This is a genomic window from Mucilaginibacter sp. UYCu711, from assembly GCF_050433825.1.
Taxonomy (GTDB): Bacteria; Bacteroidota; Bacteroidia; order Sphingobacteriales; family Sphingobacteriaceae; genus Mucilaginibacter.
This window is the reverse complement of the sequence record NZ_JBNPWM010000007.1, coordinates 39234-54039: the sequence shown is the minus strand read 5'-3', so window position 1 is coordinate 54039 and position 14806 is coordinate 39234. Positions and strand designations below refer to the sequence as shown.

The window sequence follows — 14806 nt, the reverse complement described above, 5'->3', positions numbered from 1 at the left end:
AGGGTTATATTTGCACCCGCCAATAAAAGTAAAATATCACAAATGAAGATCGCATTATTAGGTTACGGCAAAATGGGTAAGATCATTGAAAAGATCGCTACCGACCGTAAACACGAAATTGTATTAACCATAGATCAGGATAACCAGCACGATCTTACCGCCGAAAACCTGCAAAAAGCTGATGTAGCGATAGAGTTTAGCACACCAGGTACCGTGTTAGGAAATATTGATTACTGTTTTAACGCAGGCGTACCTATTGTTGTAGGCACTACGGGGTGGTATGAACAGTTAGAAGCCATAAAAGAAAAATATAACGCCAGCGAAAATGCCTTTATCTACGGAACCAACTTTAGCGTAGGCGTAAATATATTTTTCCATATCAACAAAGTATTGGCCAAGCTCATGAACAAGCACCCCTATTATGAGGTGCAGGTTGAGGAGATTCACCATACCCAAAAATTAGACTCGCCCAGCGGAACGGCTATCACCATCGCCGAAGGCATAATTGAAAACCTGGACAACAAAAAGCAATGGGTAAATATCTTAACAGATATTAATAACCCTGCCGATGATAATGCTAAGGCCCAGGATGTACTAATCGAATCGTACCGGATAGATAGCGTGCCGGGCACACATACCGTGCTGTATGATTCGGAAGTTGACACCATCGAAATAAAACATACCGCGCATAACCGTAATGGCTTTGCGCTGGGTGCCGTATTAGCTGCCGAGTGGGTGGCTGATAAAAAGGGCTTTTATTCGGTAGCGGATATGTTTGATTTATCCTAAATAATAAATACTTTACCCCCGATATTTAAAAAGATAATGAACTGGAAATTCTGGAATAAGAAAAAAACAAATACAAAGGCCAAAAAGAAAACCAAAAGCCGTGAGTGGCTGGATGCCATTGTGTTTGCTGTAATTGCCGCTACGCTGATAAGGACCTTTTTTATAGAGGCTTACACTATACCTACACCATCAATGGAAAGATCGTTACTGGTTGGCGATTTTTTATTTGTTAGTAAGTTAAATTATGGCCCGCGTACACCAATGACACCGGTGGCCTTTCCGTTTGCGCACCATACCATGCCGCTGATAAATACCAAAGCTTATTGGGACGGCATCAAACTGCCTTATTACCGCCTGCCAGGTTTTAGCGATGTTAAAAAAGGCGATGTAGTAGTATTTAACTACCCAATGGATGCCGATTCGCCGCTTTATCGCCCGGTTGATAAGCGTGAGAATTTTATTAAACGCTGCCAGGGTGTTGGCGGCGATACCTTAAGCGTTGTTAACGCGCAGGTTTTTATAAACGGCAAAGCTGCAGAGAACCCGCCAGAGGCGCAAATTGATTACTCGGTCCAAACCACCGGAGTGAATCTTAATCCGGACGTATTACAGGATCTGCATGTTTCTATGTATGAAGGTGCGACCTATCCTACTATGACAAAGGATGCTTATCTTACTTTAAAAGGATATTCAAATATTAAATCCATCACGCCAAACATAAAAAAACAAGGCGACGCGGATTGGGTTTATCCTACCAACCCTAACCACCCCGCTGTTGCACCAAACTTGTTGTTTGCGAAACAGCATGATTTTAAATGGAACGTAGATAATTACGGGCCAATCATCATTCCTAAAAAAGGCTGGACAGTAAAACTGGATACCGTTACTTACCCAATATACGCGCGTTGTATTAGCGTGTATGAAAACAATAAAGTGCAGATAGTAGGCAACGATATATTAATTAATGGTAAAAAAGCCGACAGTTATACCTTTAAAATGAATTATTACTGGATGATGGGCGATAACCGCCACGACTCGGACGATTCGCGCTTTTGGGGATTTGTTCCCGAAGATCACATAGTTGGTAAGGCGCTATTTGTATGGATGAGCATTGATGACGATGCTTCCTTTTTTAGCAAGATAAGATGGAGCAGGTTATTTAAGATTATTCATTAACCCCCTCCGCCCCCTAAAGGGGGTACTTAATAGCATAAAAAAGGGACTTGGTTTTACCAAGTCCCTTTTTGTTTATAAGATATAGATCGAACTTAACTCCTAAAGTACCCCCTTTAGGGGGCGGAGGGGGCTAACATTCATCTTCTCTGCCAGTTCATTCAAATCTTTAACCACAGCATCAACCAATGGTATACCGTTTTTGCGGCGGTCTATTTCAGCTTCATACTCAGGCTCGCCGGGGATAACTACTTTTTGGCTGGGATCAATTTGTGAGGCTGATTTAAAGCGCGACACCCAATTATCCAGGTGATCTTTAAACTCGTTAACCGGGCGGAAACCATCTACGCGCATAGCGCCTAAAAAATGGCCGATGCCCGAGCCAACCGGGTCGGTAGGTGGCTCAAGGAACGACACAAATGGCGGCACCCAGGGGCCATAATTAGCGCCCGATAATACAGCCGATAAAATATCAACCGTAGCGCTTAACCCAAACCCTTTATGGCTGCCATGATCGCGGTCGCTACCTAATGGTAATAATGAACCACCACTTTTTAGAGCGTGAGGATCGGTAGTATAGTTTCCATCCTTATCCTGGATCCAACCTTCTGGCACCTGCTTGCCTGACCGTTGGGCTATTTCCAGCTTGCCATTTGCCGCTGCCGAAGTAGCCATATCAACTACCACCGGTGGATATTTGCCGGCCGGGAAAGCATAGCACATAGGATTGGTCCCTAACATACGTTCGTTGGAAAATGTAGGCGCAACCAATGGGCTTGCGTTAGTCATGGCAAAGCCGATCATATCTTTCTGCACCGCCATTAAAGCGTGATAGCCGGCAATACCAAAATGGTTGGAGTTGCGGATAGAGATCCAGCCTGAACCGTATAGTTCCGCCTTTTTAATAGCAACCTGCATAGCAAACGGCGCTACCACTAAGCCAAGGCCTGCATCCCCATCAATAGTGGCGGTGGTTGGTGTTTCGTGTACTATCTGGATGTTGGGTGTAGGGTTGATGCGTTGCTTCTCCCACAGGCGGATATAGCCTGTTAACCGGGCAACACCATGCGAATCAATCCCGCGAAGATCAGACAGTAATAAAACATCAGCCGCTAAAACGGCGTGTTCTTCGCTGCAACCCATCGCCAGGAAAATATTTTGGGTGAATGTTCTTAAAGTAGATTCGGTAACAAGCATGTGTAAAGATAAAACAATCTTATGCAGGCCATCGGATAGAATTATTTGATTGTTATTTTTCTTACCCTATGTTGATCTGCTACATAAATATTTCCGGCAGCATCAACAGCAAGCGTGCATTTATTGGTAAACCTTGCTGTATATTGATCCCCGTCATCATATCCATCAAGTGCCCAATTGCCAGCTACAATACTAACTATACCTTGCTGGTTAACAACCTTAACTTGACGGCCTATCGAAGTTACAAAATACACATTTCCGTTTTTATCGACGGCAGTACTAACTACATCTGCCTGCGGAGAAAAACTGGTAACCTGTGTAGATGTATTAATCTTCCTTATAAGTCCATAATCATTAACATAGATATTACCTGCCGCATCGGCACTAAGTCCACCTAAACCTGCAAAACGTGCAGCTGTACCTGTCCCGTCAACTGCCGTACCCCGGCCATTTCCAGCTATTGTAGTCACACCATTAGAAGATATTTTACGAATTAATGCAGTAGGTATAGCAGAATTCTCATCTGCTACATAAACGTTACCATTCGCATCAGTTGCAAGTCCTGAAATAGCATTAAAGGATGGATTTGCTATATAAGTAGAGCCGGAATCTCCGGCGTAGGTGCTTACAACACCTGCAGGCGTAATTTTTTGAACACCACGAGCTGAACCTGTAAAGTACACATTACCATCTTTATCAACAGTTATACAGTAAGGGTTTTGTACAGGTGATGTATTGCTGATACCTATTCCAGCCAAGGTAGTTACCACTCCACTTGGGGTAATTTTACGTATTCTATGATTGTCATAATCAGTTACATATATATTACCGACATTGTCAATCGCAATTCCTTTAATATATTCAAAATTTGCCGCAGTCCCTGTTCCATCTGCAAAGGCAGGTATGTTACCTGCAAGTGTTGTAACCGTAGTACTTAAATAGTAATCAAAACTTGGGCCTTCAAAAGATTGACCGCCAACTGATATTGATAATTTACCAACCCCGCAGCCTTGCGGCACTTTGACAGAAAGAAGTGTAGTAGTTGCAGACGATACTGTTGCCGCTATCCCGTTAAAAAACAATTTGTTATCTGTTATTGAAGTGCTAAATCCTGTGCCTGTTATATTAACAGTAGCTCCCGCGATTCCTTTGGTTACGTCCGTAGATGTGATTTTCAAGAACTCTACATAGGTAAACGTTGGGCCTGTAACTGGAGAACCGCTACCAACTGAAACTGTAATTGCCCCTGTTCCGGGATTAACTGGGACAGTAACCGTTAATAACGTTGCAGTAGCCGCAGTAATACTTGCGGGTTTGTTATTAAACAACACTTTGTTGTCTGTAAGGGTTGTGCTAAACCCTGCCCCGGTAATTTTAACCACAGCACCATCAGTACCTTTGTTAACATCAATTGAAGTTATTTTTACTGGTCCTATAAAAGTGAAAACCGGACCGGTTACGGTTGCGCCGCCATTTACTGTAACTGTTACAGCACCGCTACTTGCGTCTTGCGGTACTTTAACTGTTAGTTGGGTAGTACTTGCAGCTGTAACAATCGCAACGGTGCCATTAAAAAGCACCTGGTTGGCAGATATGGTTGTACTAAAATTAGTTCCATTTACTATTACTGTTGTACTAGCCTCACCGCTGGTTACACTAAGTGACGAAATAGTAACCGGATTATTAGTAGGGTTTGTTGGAGTAGGGTCTGGTTTTGGGTCATTGCCACTTTTAGAGCAAGCTATTGCAAATAAAACGATCAAAAAAACACAGCAAGAGTAACTTAAATTTTTGTAAATGGTCCGCATAGATCAATTATGATAAGGAAGCTAAAAATAGTAAAATCCCAACGTAACTGAATAAATTAATAATTAAAAAGAACTAAATAAAGTTATTCCGTCAGCACCGCAAATTCGAAATCCAAACGGTTCAAAATTTTTGGATGAGTTCGTCAATAAAAACCTGTCTTCATTTAACCTATAGCAACCAAGTCCTCGTTACGTTCCTCCAACCCATTGCCAGGAAAATATTTTGGGTGAAGATTCTTAAAGCCGATTCGGTAACGAGCATGTGCAAATATAATACTCTTTATTGTCGCGCCGCTTTATGCTTCGGTTAAAACCGCAAACTCAAAAGCCAGCGGCTCAAAATTGCGGATAAGCTCATTAATAAAAGTTTGTCCCCATTTAACATACAACAAACCAAAGTTCTCATTACGTTCCTGTAAGCTATTGGCGGGGAAAAGCTCGGTTTTTATTTGTTCTATTTGCTCCAGGCGGGTATGGTAGTTGTTTTTTTCGGCTTTAACTAACTTCTTTTCGAGGTTGTCTATAGCCTTTTTTAAGCGCGCCTGTACGGCTTCGGTTGATGGGCCGAGCGTTGGGTCTATTTTGGCAGCGCGTTCTTTTAGTTTGGAGAAGATAGCGGTCAATTCCGCCCATTCTGTTTGCAGCGATAAGTTATGACCACTATGTTTTTTTATCCAGTAGGTTTTTAACTGATCTGTTGATTTAAAGATATCAGCCGGTGCCAGTTCCATCCGCTTTATTTTAGCTGCCGATTCTTTACGTATCACCAATCCCGAATTACGCAATATCAGTATAGGGAAATCAATTTGATAATACTCAAAGTTGGATTTTAACTCCAGCCAGTAAACCACCTCTGCGCCGCCGCCTATGTAGGCAATGTTGGGTAAAATACATTCCTGGTACAGCGGGCGCATTACCACATTAGGGCTAAACTTTTGGGGATGTTTCTTTATTTCCTGCCTTAGTTCGTCTTCGGTAAAGCTGATGTCGGTATTTAATACTTTATAGCGGCCATCCTCAAACACCAAACGTTCGCGCAGGTTGCCTTTCATGTAAAAGAAATTGATCTCGCGGGGGTTAACCTGGATATGTACGCCTAAGTTGTGTAGTTTTTCGTTGGTGGCTGTAATGTTTTTAAAGCTGTTTTGCTCAATAATATCATGCTCAATAATAGGGGCGAACTGCTGCTTTAAACGCTGGTTATCAGCATCAATTATAACCAGGCCGTATTGGCCAAACAAGGCGTTTACCATGTAACGCGTAGCATCGGCCAGCCTGTCAAACCGGGTATAAGCGGTTTCAACTATCTCGGCTAATTCGGGCGCGTGATCCGCCATACCCAGCACGCCTTTGTATTGGTTAAGGGCCTGCCGCAAAGTTTCGGGGTGGATGCGGCCTGTCGCGCCGGATGACTCCAGCCACCAATGCACTTTTTTACCACCAATGATGGTATAGCTTATTTCGGCAAAATCATGATCTTCCGATGCCATCCAGTAAACGGGCACAAAATTTTTATCGGGGAACTGCGCCTTTAGCTGTTGCGTAAGCTTTATGGCGGTAACTATCTTATAAATGAAGTATAGGGGACCTGCAAATATATTCAGCTGGTGCCCGGTAGTTATGGTATAAGTATTGGGCGATCTTAAACTCTTGATATTTTGCTGAACGGGTTGAGGCACAGAAAATCCGGGATTCCAGATGCGGGCATATTGTGCAATGATTTGATATTGGTCTGTTAATGTGTCAGCCAATAGTTCCCTGTCGGCAACTACTTTTTTGTTTTTTAGGAACTCATCAAAGCCGTCAGGAGTAGGGCGGTGGCTATAAAATTCTCTTAATTCCGGCTTATCTTCCAGGTAATCAATTACTGTTGGGGAAAAGAACCCAGTTTCTTTATAGCTTATACAGGCAACGTCCATTGCTCAAATGTAAAAATCATTTAGACTATTACGCAATGGGTTTGTTTTATTTTACAATATGTCGATAAAGGGCTCTGCTGTTTTACTGAGCACCGTCGTCATATACCTGAATTAAATCAGATAATATATTTCCGTTATTTCCATCGACTTTAATTACTCGTCGATTAGACTTTGCAGAAGGCCCCAAAAGGATAGATACTTCATAGAAAGGTGTTTTTTCATATCCCCGGTTAACGCCTAAACCGAGACTACTAACCATTATATCTTTTTTAAATTCGGATTTTATTTTTTTTGCCAAATCGTAAATAGAAAACTTATAGTTTTTGTCAAAATTGGTCGACTTAGTAAGTTTCCCGCTTTCGTTGTATTCGTTCACACTTGCTACAGGAAATGAATAAAATAACGTTGCAAAAGATTTAAGTCGCCCGGTGCTTATGAAATAGGATTTTCGGAAAGTAAAGGCACTATTAGATTTTCTTATTTCCTCTAAAAAGACGTCTTGATATTCCAGCCGCCTAATCGTCGTTCCGTCCTTTAATGTATAATTAACCTCGCCATTAACTTTATTAAGCTCAAATTTCCTAATATCAAATTTTGAGGACTTAATTAATGATTGTTGAGTAGAGCAGGAAGTAGTTAATATGATAACGAAGAAACAAGCTAATCTTTTCATGTCTAACAAGTACTATTTTACAATATGTCCATAAAGATCAATAGGTGATATTAGTTAGACATCTGTTTCAAAACAATCTCTCCTGTTGATGTAACCCTAACAATAGTATCATAGCCTTTGTATGGGTGATCTGGGTCATCACCCTGATCATCAGAAGGAGCCGAAAAATTGGATAATGTTATAGTTTGACTCTTATCAATGTAGAAAAATGTATGGAGTGCCATCCCATCAACATAAGCATCAGAATAAATTCTGATTACGTTCGCCTCTTTTGTAAATGGGTCATAAAATATTAGATAGCCTGCATAAAACTCGTTCAAATGCACAATACAATTTTTTCGGACATTAGAGGGATATAGCTGCTCGTTGTTAAAATCAGTGAAATAATAAACTTGATATTTATTTATATCAGGAAGCCGGTATTGATACAGGTCAAACTTTAGTAGATTGCTAAACATTTGCCCATCTTGACATTTAGTAGGGTTGGGCTGATCAACGGAAATGAAATTTACCTTTTGGACAGGAGGTAGCTTATATATTTTAACCTCTCTGAAAAAATTTGAATTTGAATTAATTACATTACCACGGCCACTTTGAAGATTAGCAAAGAATTCTGTGGCGGTTACAAAATTCTTCAAATTTACTTTAAGGCCAAATGGTAAAGGGGTAATGGGTGGAGGGGTAAGATAGTATTTTATCTTTTTTAGTTTGATACTATCCCACGAGCCATAAACTGTATCAATAAAGATGCCTGACGATGTATCAACTTGGGTTGATAGGGAACGGCTATTTTTCACCGATATTCGCTTTTTATTGTTTTTTTCGTGTTGAGAACAAGAGAATATAAAGCAGTAGAATAAAATTAAGATAAGATTTAATGGTTTCACTTAACTAATATACGTAGTTAAATGAAAACAAGTATTATTTTACAATATGTCCATAAAGGTCAAAGTCTTCGGCAGTGTCAATCTTTACATTCACGAAACTGCCGATGGTGGCATAATCAACTGTTGCGTCAATTAAAACCTCATTATCAACCTCGGGCGAATCATATTCGGTACGGCCAACAAAGTAAGGGCCGTCTTTTTTGTCGATTAGCACTTTATAGGTATTGCCGATCCGCTCCTGGTTTTTTTCGAAAGAAATTTCCTGCTGAATTTCCATAATGGCGTCAGCGCGTGCTTGTTTTACTTCTTCAGGCACATCATCTACCAAAGCGTGTGCATGCGTTTTTTCTTCGTGCGAGTAGGTGAAGCAACCCAACCGGTCAAACTTGGTATCTTCAACCCAGCGCTGCATTTCTTCAAAGTCGCGCTCGGTTTCGCCGGGATAGCCGGTTATCAGCGTGGTACGCATGGCAATGCCGGGCACCTTATCACGGATTTCATTTACTACGTCGATAGTTTTTTGTTTGGTGATACCACGGCGCATTGATTTCAGCATGTTATCAGTGATGTGCTGCAACGGCATATCCATATACTTACAGATATTGCTGCGCTCATTCATCACATCCAAAATCTCCATCGGGAAGCCGGAAGGGTAGGCATATTGTAACCTGATCCATTCAATGCCATTAACATCAGAGATGCGGCGAAGTAACTCATCCAGGTTACGTTTGCCGTAAAGGTCAAGGCCGTAATAGGTCAAATCCTGGGCAATAAATATTAATTCTTTGGTTCCGCTTTTGGCTAATTTCTCTGCGGCTTTAACCAGGTCCTCCATCGGCGTACTTAAGTGTTTGCCACGCATTAATGGTATCGCGCAAAACGAGCAGGGGCGGTTACAACCCTCGGCAATTTTAAAATAAGCAAAGTGCGATGGCGTAGTTAATAAACGTTCGCCAATTAACTCGTGCTTGTAGTTTGCACCTATCGAGGTTAGCAGGTTTTGCAGATCGTTAGTCCCGAAATAAGCATCAACGTTAGTGATCTCTGCTTCCAGTTCAGGCTTATAACGTTCAGACAGACAGCCGGTAACAATTACCTTCCCAACTTTACCCTGGTCCTTAAGCTCGCTGTATTGTAATATGGTGTCGATGGATTCCTGCTTGGCATTATCAATAAAGCCGCAGGTGTTAATTACAATGATATCGTCCTTCCCCACTTTATCCGACTCGTGCACAACATCAAACATATTGCCCTTAAGCTGACCCATCAAGATCTCAGAATCGTAAGTGTTTTTTGAACAACCTAAAGTCACCACGTTTACACATGGTTTTTTGGTTAGTATCGGCTTTATAATTTCTTTAGTACGCATGTATTTATTCTATCCCGCCTTAATCCTTAAAAAGTGAGTCCACGAACGCCTTCCGATCAAACAACTGTAATTGATCTGCGCCTTCGCCAACGCCTATATATTTAACCGGTATTTTAAACTGGTCTGATATGCCTATAACTACACCGCCTTTGGCTGTGCCATCTAATTTTGTTAACGCCAGGGCATTTACTGCAGTAGCTTCTGTAAACTGTTTGCATTGCTCAATAGCATTTTGCCCGGTTGATGCATCCAATACCAGCAATATCTCGTGCGGTGCGCCAGGCACCACCTTATCCATTACATTTTTGATTTTGGTTAGCTCGTTCATCAAACCAACCTTGTTATGTAAACGGCCTGCGGTATCAATAATTGCTACATCATCACCATTGGCAACGGCCGATTTTAAGGTATCAAAAGCTACCGACGCCGGATCTGATCCCATAGCCTGCGCTACAACTTTTACCCCTACACGCTCTCCCCAAAGTTTTATCTGGTCAACCGCTGCCGCGCGGAAAGTATCGGCTGCACCTAACACTACCTGGTTGCCGGCTTGTTTTAGTTTGTTGGCCAGCTTGCCAATGGTGGTGGTTTTGCCCACACCATTAACGCCAACTACCATAATTACATAGGGCTTATGGGTGCCGTATTCAAAACTCGAAAAATCATTACTGTTGTTTTCGGCAAGTAGTTGCTGGATCTCATCGCGAAGCAAACCGTTCAGGTCGGTAGTGCTTACATATTTATCGCGGGCTACACGGGCCTGGATCCGGTCGATAATTTTTAAGGTAGTTTTTACCCCAACATCTGATGTTACCAGTACTTCTTCCAGCTCATCCAGTACATCATCATCAACGGTTGATTTACCGGCTATTACCTTGGTGATCTTCGAAAATAGGTTATCCTTGGTTTTTTCTAAACCAACATCAAGCGCCTCCTGTTCCTGTGGTGTGCTCTCCTTTTTCTTGAAAAAATCAAATAGTCCCATGTGTTAGATGTGCAGATGTGAAAATATGCAAATGTGCAGATGCAAATATGCGGCTATGTAAGTTAACAATTATAAGATTAAAATCATTTCTTCATTTGCACATCTGCATATCCACGCATCTGCACATCAAATAAAAAAAGCCCTCTCGAGTTAACAAGATGGCTTTAATATTATATAAGGTTATTCCCGATTATAATTTACCGGCAATAGCTTCTTTAACTAACTCGTTAGCTACGATTTGCTCTTTGAATGAATAAGCGCCAGTTTTTGGAGACTTAGTCATGGTAATAACTTTTGAATAATCTTTGCCTTTACCGGCAACTTTCAGGGTTGCAACTACTTTCTTTGCCATGTTTTTATTTGTTGAAGGTTGTAAGGTTTAAGTTGTAAGTCGCTGATCTGTTCATGCAACTTGCAACATATAACTTGCAACTAATTATTTAATTTCTTTATGAACAGTTACTTTACGCAAAACCGGGTTGAATTTTTTCATTTCCAATCTTTCGGTTGTGTTCTTTTTGTTCTTGGTGGTAATGTAACGAGACATACCCGGCATACCGGTTGCCTTGTGCTCTGTGCACTCTAAAATTACCTGAACTCTATTACCTTTCTTAGCCATCTTCTTGTTATGTTGTACGTATTACGTTAAACGTTTTACGTTATTTTCAAATGATGTTATCCGTTATTTGCTCTACGTACAACGTAAAACGTCTAACGTACAACTACTATATATAACCTTTTTTTACAAACTTGTTGATACAAGCTGTTATCCCGTTTTTGCTGATAGTTTTAACAGCTGATGTAGATACCTTTAAGGTAATCCATTTATCTTCTTCAGGGATATAAAACTTTTTAAGCTTAAGGTTTGGATGAAACCTGCGTTTAGTTTTGCGGTTTGAGTTAGAAACGTTGTTACCAACTATTGACGCTTTTCCTGTTAGATCACAAATTCTTGACATGACAATTAATTTAAAAATCCCTTTTATTAAAGGGATTGCAAATATCAGGATTTAAAGTGAAATAGACAACAGTGTTTTTAAAATATTTGAAAAAATATCAAACGGCAATAAAAACAAGTATTTACGCGCCCTAAGTTTGGCTGGTTTTACGTGTGGCTAAGTATATAATACGGCCTATTATTGCAACCAACATGCCTGCGCCAAAACATACTGAAAGCTTTAAATTTAAACCGAACAGCCCCCCAAGCAGCATTACAAAAGGAGCAATAGCTATCCCTATTGGTATATAAACTTCTAAAAAGTATCTCTTCTTAAAAAGGTTTTTCATTACTCAAAAATAATACAATCTTTCCAAAGTGTGTTTTTTCATTTACACATCTGTAATAAATCACTATTTTGCGTCTCCGCTAAGAAAAACCACCAATAACCAATTTTATACATACAGCAATGAAAATTACCTCATTCGACCATTACAAAGAAGTTTATAAACATAGCATAGAGCAGCCCGAAGACTTTTGGGCAGGTGTAGCGGACACATTTTTATGGAAAAAAAAGTGGGATAAAGTTTTAGAATGGAATTTTAAAGAGCCAAAAATTAAATGGTTCCAGGGAGCTAAGCTGAATATTACCGAGAACTGCCTTGACCGCCATTTGGATACCATCGGCGATAAAACAGCCATCATTTGGGAGCCGAATGACCCCAGCGAACATCACAGGGTAATAACCTATCGCCAATTGTACGAAAAGGTTTGCCAGTTTGCCCACGTACTTAAAAACAACGGCGCCAAAAAAGGCGACCGCATTTGTATATATATGCCCATGGTGCCCGAGTTGGCTATCGCCATATTAGCCTGCGCCAGGATAGGGGCCATCCACTCGGTTGTTTTTGGGGGATTTTCTGCCCAGTCGATATCCGACCGGATCCAGGATGCTGAATGTAATATTGTAATAACGGCCGATGGTGGCTTTAGGGGTAATAAAGACATCCCGCTAAAATCTATTATTGATGATGCGTTGGTAACCTGCCCGTCAGTTAAAAAGGTAATTGTGTTAACCCGTACCCGTACACCGGTGTCTATGATAAAAGGCCGTGATGTTTGGTGGGAAGATGAGATTAAGAAAGTTGAAACACAAGGCGCAACAGATTACCCCGCTGAAGAAATGGATGCCGAGGATATGTTGTTTATCCTGTACACATCGGGATCCACAGGTAAACCTAAAGGCGTTGTACATACTTGTGGCGGCTATATGATTTATACCGGTTTTACTTTCGATACCACGTTTCAATATCAGCCCGAAGAGGTTTATTTCTGTACCGCCGATATTGGCTGGATAACCGGGCACTCTTATATAGTATATGGCCCCCTGTCACAAGGCGCTACTTCGTTGATGTTTGAAGGCATCCCGACTTACCCAACACCCGGCAGGCTATGGGACATCGTTGATAAGTTTAAGGTGAATATTATATATACCGCGCCAACGGCTATCCGCTCATTAATGAGCTTTGGCGACGATCCGCTAAAACAAAAAGATTTAAGTTCATTAACCAAATTGGGATCAGTAGGCGAACCTATCAATGAGGAAGCCTGGCATTGGTTCGACGAAAAGATAGGCCATGGCAATTGCCCGCTGGTGGATACCTGGTGGCAAACCGAAAACGGCGGCCATATGATAAGCGCTATAGCCGGTGTTACGCCTTTAAAACCGGGCTATGCCGGTTTGCCTTTGCCCGGTGTACAGCCGGTACTGGTAGATGAAACCGGGAAAGTAATAGAAGGTAACGGTGTAAGCGGTAACTTATGTATAAAGTTTCCATGGCCGGGGATGCTGCGCACTACCTATGGCGACCATGAGCGTTGCCGCCAAACTTATTTTGCAACTTACCCGGATATGTATTTTACCGGAGATGGTTGCTTACGCGACGAGGATGGCTACTACCGTATAACCGGCCGTGTAGATGATGTATTAAATGTATCGGGCCACCGCATTGGCACTGCCGAGGTAGAGAACGCCATTAATATGCATAGCAGTGTGGTTGAATCGGCTGTGGTAGGTTACCCGCACGATATAAAAGGACAAGGCGTGTATGCCTTTGTGGTATGCCCCAACAAACATAGCGACGACGAGCTTACCCGCAAAGATATCATGATGACGGTTGCGCGCATTATTGGTGCAATTGCCAAGCCGGATAAAATTCAGTTTGTAACCGGCTTGCCAAAAACACGTTCGGGTAAAATTATGCGCAGGATATTAAGGAAGATAGCTGAGGGAGATACCAGTAATTTAGGTGATACTTCAACCTTGCTTGATCCGGGTGTGGTTGAAGAGATAAAGGCGGGAGCGTTGTAAGATTTCTGCACAATTAATTTAGCTTTGATGTTATATGAGATTAAAGCGAAATTAGCTAAATTTGTATTGAAATAACTGTAAATCAAATGTCAACATTCACTATTCATCCAAAAGACGATGCACAAGAAAAAGCGCTGAAAGCTATTTTTGACGCCTTTAGTATTAAATATGAAAAGGAGCTTGACGAAACTGAATACCTGATGTCAAGTAAAGCAAACCGTAATGCTTTAGACGATAGCATCCAGCAATTAGAATCCGGACAAGGTGTTAAAGTATCCCTTGACGACCTATGGAAATAATTTTTTCTCCCAGTGCTTTAGACCAACTACAGTATTGGAAGAAAAGCGGAAATAAACAAGTGCTTGAAAAAATAAAAAAACTACTTGAAGAAATTCAAGTTAGCCCCTTTGAAGGAACAGGAAAACCAGAAGCCTTAAGACATAACTGGACAGGATATTGGTCAAGACGCATAACAAGCGAGCATCGTTTAGTATATAAAGTAACAGAGGATACTATTCTTGTAGCTCAATTACGTTTTCATTATTAGTTTGGGAAATGTTACAGGTGTGACACCTGTTTCTGTAACAGTAACAGTGTGCCAGGTGTGCCAACTGTGCCAGGTGTTACACCTGTACCTGGCACAGTACACCATGAAACCAGAATTATCTCGCCTGTTAATTCTCAACTCTTGCCGTTAT

The 14806-nt window shown here is 41.3% G+C and carries 16 protein-coding genes; 5 read left to right on the top strand and 11 right to left on the bottom strand.

The genetic code is table 11. The features are described from left to right. The first annotated feature begins 42 nt into the window (after positions 1 to 42). Together dapB and lepB are read left to right on the top strand one after the other, a co-directional pair. Positions 43 to 789: a 4-hydroxy-tetrahydrodipicolinate reductase gene (gene dapB, locus ABIB50_RS15675; protein ID WP_429381095.1), complete on the top strand. Its 747-nt coding sequence runs from the start codon at positions 43 to 45 to the stop codon at positions 787 to 789. Between the two features lie 36 nt (positions 790 to 825). After that, positions 826 to 1965 carry a signal peptidase I gene (gene lepB / locus ABIB50_RS15670; protein ID WP_429381093.1) on the top strand — a complete coding sequence of 380 codons (1140 nt, stop codon included), beginning with the start codon at positions 826 to 828 and terminating at the stop codon, positions 1963 to 1965. Positions 1966 to 2064: 99 nt separating this feature from the next. On the opposite strand, the gene ABIB50_RS15665 is transcribed toward lepB, so the two are convergent. The 11 genes from ABIB50_RS15665 to ABIB50_RS15615 form a co-directional block, all read right to left on the bottom strand. Further along, complete coding sequence (locus ABIB50_RS15665) at positions 2065 to 3159, bottom strand: Ldh family oxidoreductase (protein WP_429381091.1); 1095 nt, start codon at positions 3157 to 3159, stop codon at positions 2065 to 2067. 41 nt (positions 3160 to 3200) lie between these two features. Further along, entirely contained in the window at positions 3201 to 4922 is a 1722-nt protein-coding gene (locus ABIB50_RS15660; RefSeq protein WP_429381089.1) for an IPT/TIG domain-containing protein, read from the bottom strand. Between the two features lie 341 nt (positions 4923 to 5263). Continuing rightward, positions 5264 to 6886, bottom strand: coding sequence for a bacillithiol biosynthesis cysteine-adding enzyme BshC (gene bshC / locus ABIB50_RS15655; RefSeq protein WP_429381087.1), 1623 nt, complete (start codon positions 6884 to 6886; stop codon positions 5264 to 5266). 82 nt (positions 6887 to 6968) lie between these two features. Beyond that, positions 6969 to 7559, bottom strand: coding sequence for a hypothetical protein (locus ABIB50_RS15650; RefSeq protein WP_429381085.1), 591 nt, complete (start codon positions 7557 to 7559; stop codon positions 6969 to 6971). 50 nt (positions 7560 to 7609) lie between these two features. Then, the gene (locus tag ABIB50_RS15645; RefSeq protein WP_429381083.1) at positions 7610 to 8356 is read right to left on the bottom strand and encodes a hypothetical protein; all 747 of its coding nucleotides are present in this window, start codon (positions 8354 to 8356) and stop codon (positions 7610 to 7612) included. Positions 8357 to 8480: 124 nt separating this feature from the next. Next, entirely contained in the window at positions 8481 to 9815 is a 1335-nt protein-coding gene (rimO, locus tag ABIB50_RS15640) for a 30S ribosomal protein S12 methylthiotransferase RimO (protein WP_429381081.1), read from the bottom strand. A gap of 19 nt (positions 9816 to 9834) precedes the next feature. Next, complete coding sequence (ftsY, locus tag ABIB50_RS15635) at positions 9835 to 10800, bottom strand: signal recognition particle-docking protein FtsY (RefSeq protein WP_429381079.1); 966 nt, start codon at positions 10798 to 10800, stop codon at positions 9835 to 9837. A 190-nt stretch (positions 10801 to 10990) separates the two neighbouring features. After that, positions 10991 to 11152 (bottom strand): DUF4295 domain-containing protein, encoded by a 162-nt coding sequence (locus tag ABIB50_RS15630; RefSeq protein WP_429381077.1) that lies wholly within the window; start codon positions 11150 to 11152, stop codon positions 10991 to 10993. Between the two features lie 84 nt (positions 11153 to 11236). Next, a complete protein-coding gene (rpmG, locus tag ABIB50_RS15625; protein WP_175269406.1) occupies positions 11237 to 11419 on the bottom strand; it encodes a 50S ribosomal protein L33 in 183 nt (60 codons plus the stop codon). A 106-nt stretch (positions 11420 to 11525) separates the two neighbouring features. Further along, positions 11526 to 11759, bottom strand: a complete 234-nt coding sequence (gene rpmB / locus ABIB50_RS15620; RefSeq protein ID WP_144247620.1) for a 50S ribosomal protein L28 — start codon at positions 11757 to 11759, stop codon at positions 11526 to 11528. 130 nt (positions 11760 to 11889) lie between these two features. Further along, positions 11890 to 12087 (bottom strand): hypothetical protein, encoded by a 198-nt coding sequence (locus tag ABIB50_RS15615; RefSeq protein WP_429381074.1) that lies wholly within the window; start codon positions 12085 to 12087, stop codon positions 11890 to 11892. A gap of 119 nt (positions 12088 to 12206) precedes the next feature. Between ABIB50_RS15615 and acs the strand changes: the two genes are divergently transcribed. The 3 genes from acs (at position 12207) to ABIB50_RS15600 (ending at position 14655) form a co-directional block, all read left to right on the top strand. Then, a complete protein-coding gene (acs, locus tag ABIB50_RS15610) occupies positions 12207 to 14108 on the top strand; it encodes an acetate--CoA ligase (RefSeq protein WP_429381072.1) in 1902 nt (633 codons plus the stop codon). A gap of 86 nt (positions 14109 to 14194) precedes the next feature. After that, the gene (locus tag ABIB50_RS15605; RefSeq protein WP_429381070.1) at positions 14195 to 14407 is read left to right on the top strand and encodes a DUF2683 family protein; all 213 of its coding nucleotides are present in this window, start codon (positions 14195 to 14197) and stop codon (positions 14405 to 14407) included. Next, positions 14398 to 14655, top strand: coding sequence for a Txe/YoeB family addiction module toxin (locus ABIB50_RS15600; RefSeq protein ID WP_429381068.1), 258 nt, complete (start codon positions 14398 to 14400; stop codon positions 14653 to 14655). The genes ABIB50_RS15605 and ABIB50_RS15600 overlap by 10 nt, the downstream gene beginning before the upstream one ends. The last annotated feature ends 151 nt before the right edge of the window (positions 14656 to 14806 follow it).

Coding starts and splice junctions, on each gene's coding strand:
- acs (WP_429381072.1), top strand. CDS start 12,207: ATGAAAATTACCTCATTCGACCATTACAAAGAAGTTTATAAACATAGC.
- rimO (WP_429381081.1), bottom strand. CDS start 9,815: ATGCGTACTAAAGAAATTATAAAGCCGATACTAACCAAAAAACCATGT.
- lepB (WP_429381093.1), top strand. CDS start 826: ATGAACTGGAAATTCTGGAATAAGAAAAAAACAAATACAAAGGCCAAA.
- ABIB50_RS15665 (WP_429381091.1), bottom strand. CDS start 3,159: ATGCTTGTTACCGAATCTACTTTAAGAACATTCACCCAAAATATTTTC.
- ABIB50_RS15630 (WP_429381077.1), bottom strand. CDS start 11,152: ATGGCAAAGAAAGTAGTTGCAACCCTGAAAGTTGCCGGTAAAGGCAAA.
- rpmB (WP_144247620.1), bottom strand. CDS start 11,759: ATGTCAAGAATTTGTGATCTAACAGGAAAAGCGTCAATAGTTGGTAAC.
- ABIB50_RS15615 (WP_429381074.1), bottom strand. CDS start 12,087: ATGAAAAACCTTTTTAAGAAGAGATACTTTTTAGAAGTTTATATACCA.
- ABIB50_RS15600 (WP_429381068.1), top strand. CDS start 14,398: ATGGAAATAATTTTTTCTCCCAGTGCTTTAGACCAACTACAGTATTGG.
- dapB (WP_429381095.1), top strand. CDS start 43: ATGAAGATCGCATTATTAGGTTACGGCAAAATGGGTAAGATCATTGAA.
- ABIB50_RS15650 (WP_429381085.1), bottom strand. CDS start 7,559: ATGAAAAGATTAGCTTGTTTCTTCGTTATCATATTAACTACTTCCTGC.
- ABIB50_RS15605 (WP_429381070.1), top strand. CDS start 14,195: ATGTCAACATTCACTATTCATCCAAAAGACGATGCACAAGAAAAAGCG.
- ftsY (WP_429381079.1), bottom strand. CDS start 10,800: ATGGGACTATTTGATTTTTTCAAGAAAAAGGAGAGCACACCACAGGAA.
- bshC (WP_429381087.1), bottom strand. CDS start 6,886: ATGGACGTTGCCTGTATAAGCTATAAAGAAACTGGGTTCTTTTCCCCA.
- rpmG (WP_175269406.1), bottom strand. CDS start 11,419: ATGGCTAAGAAAGGTAATAGAGTTCAGGTAATTTTAGAGTGCACAGAG.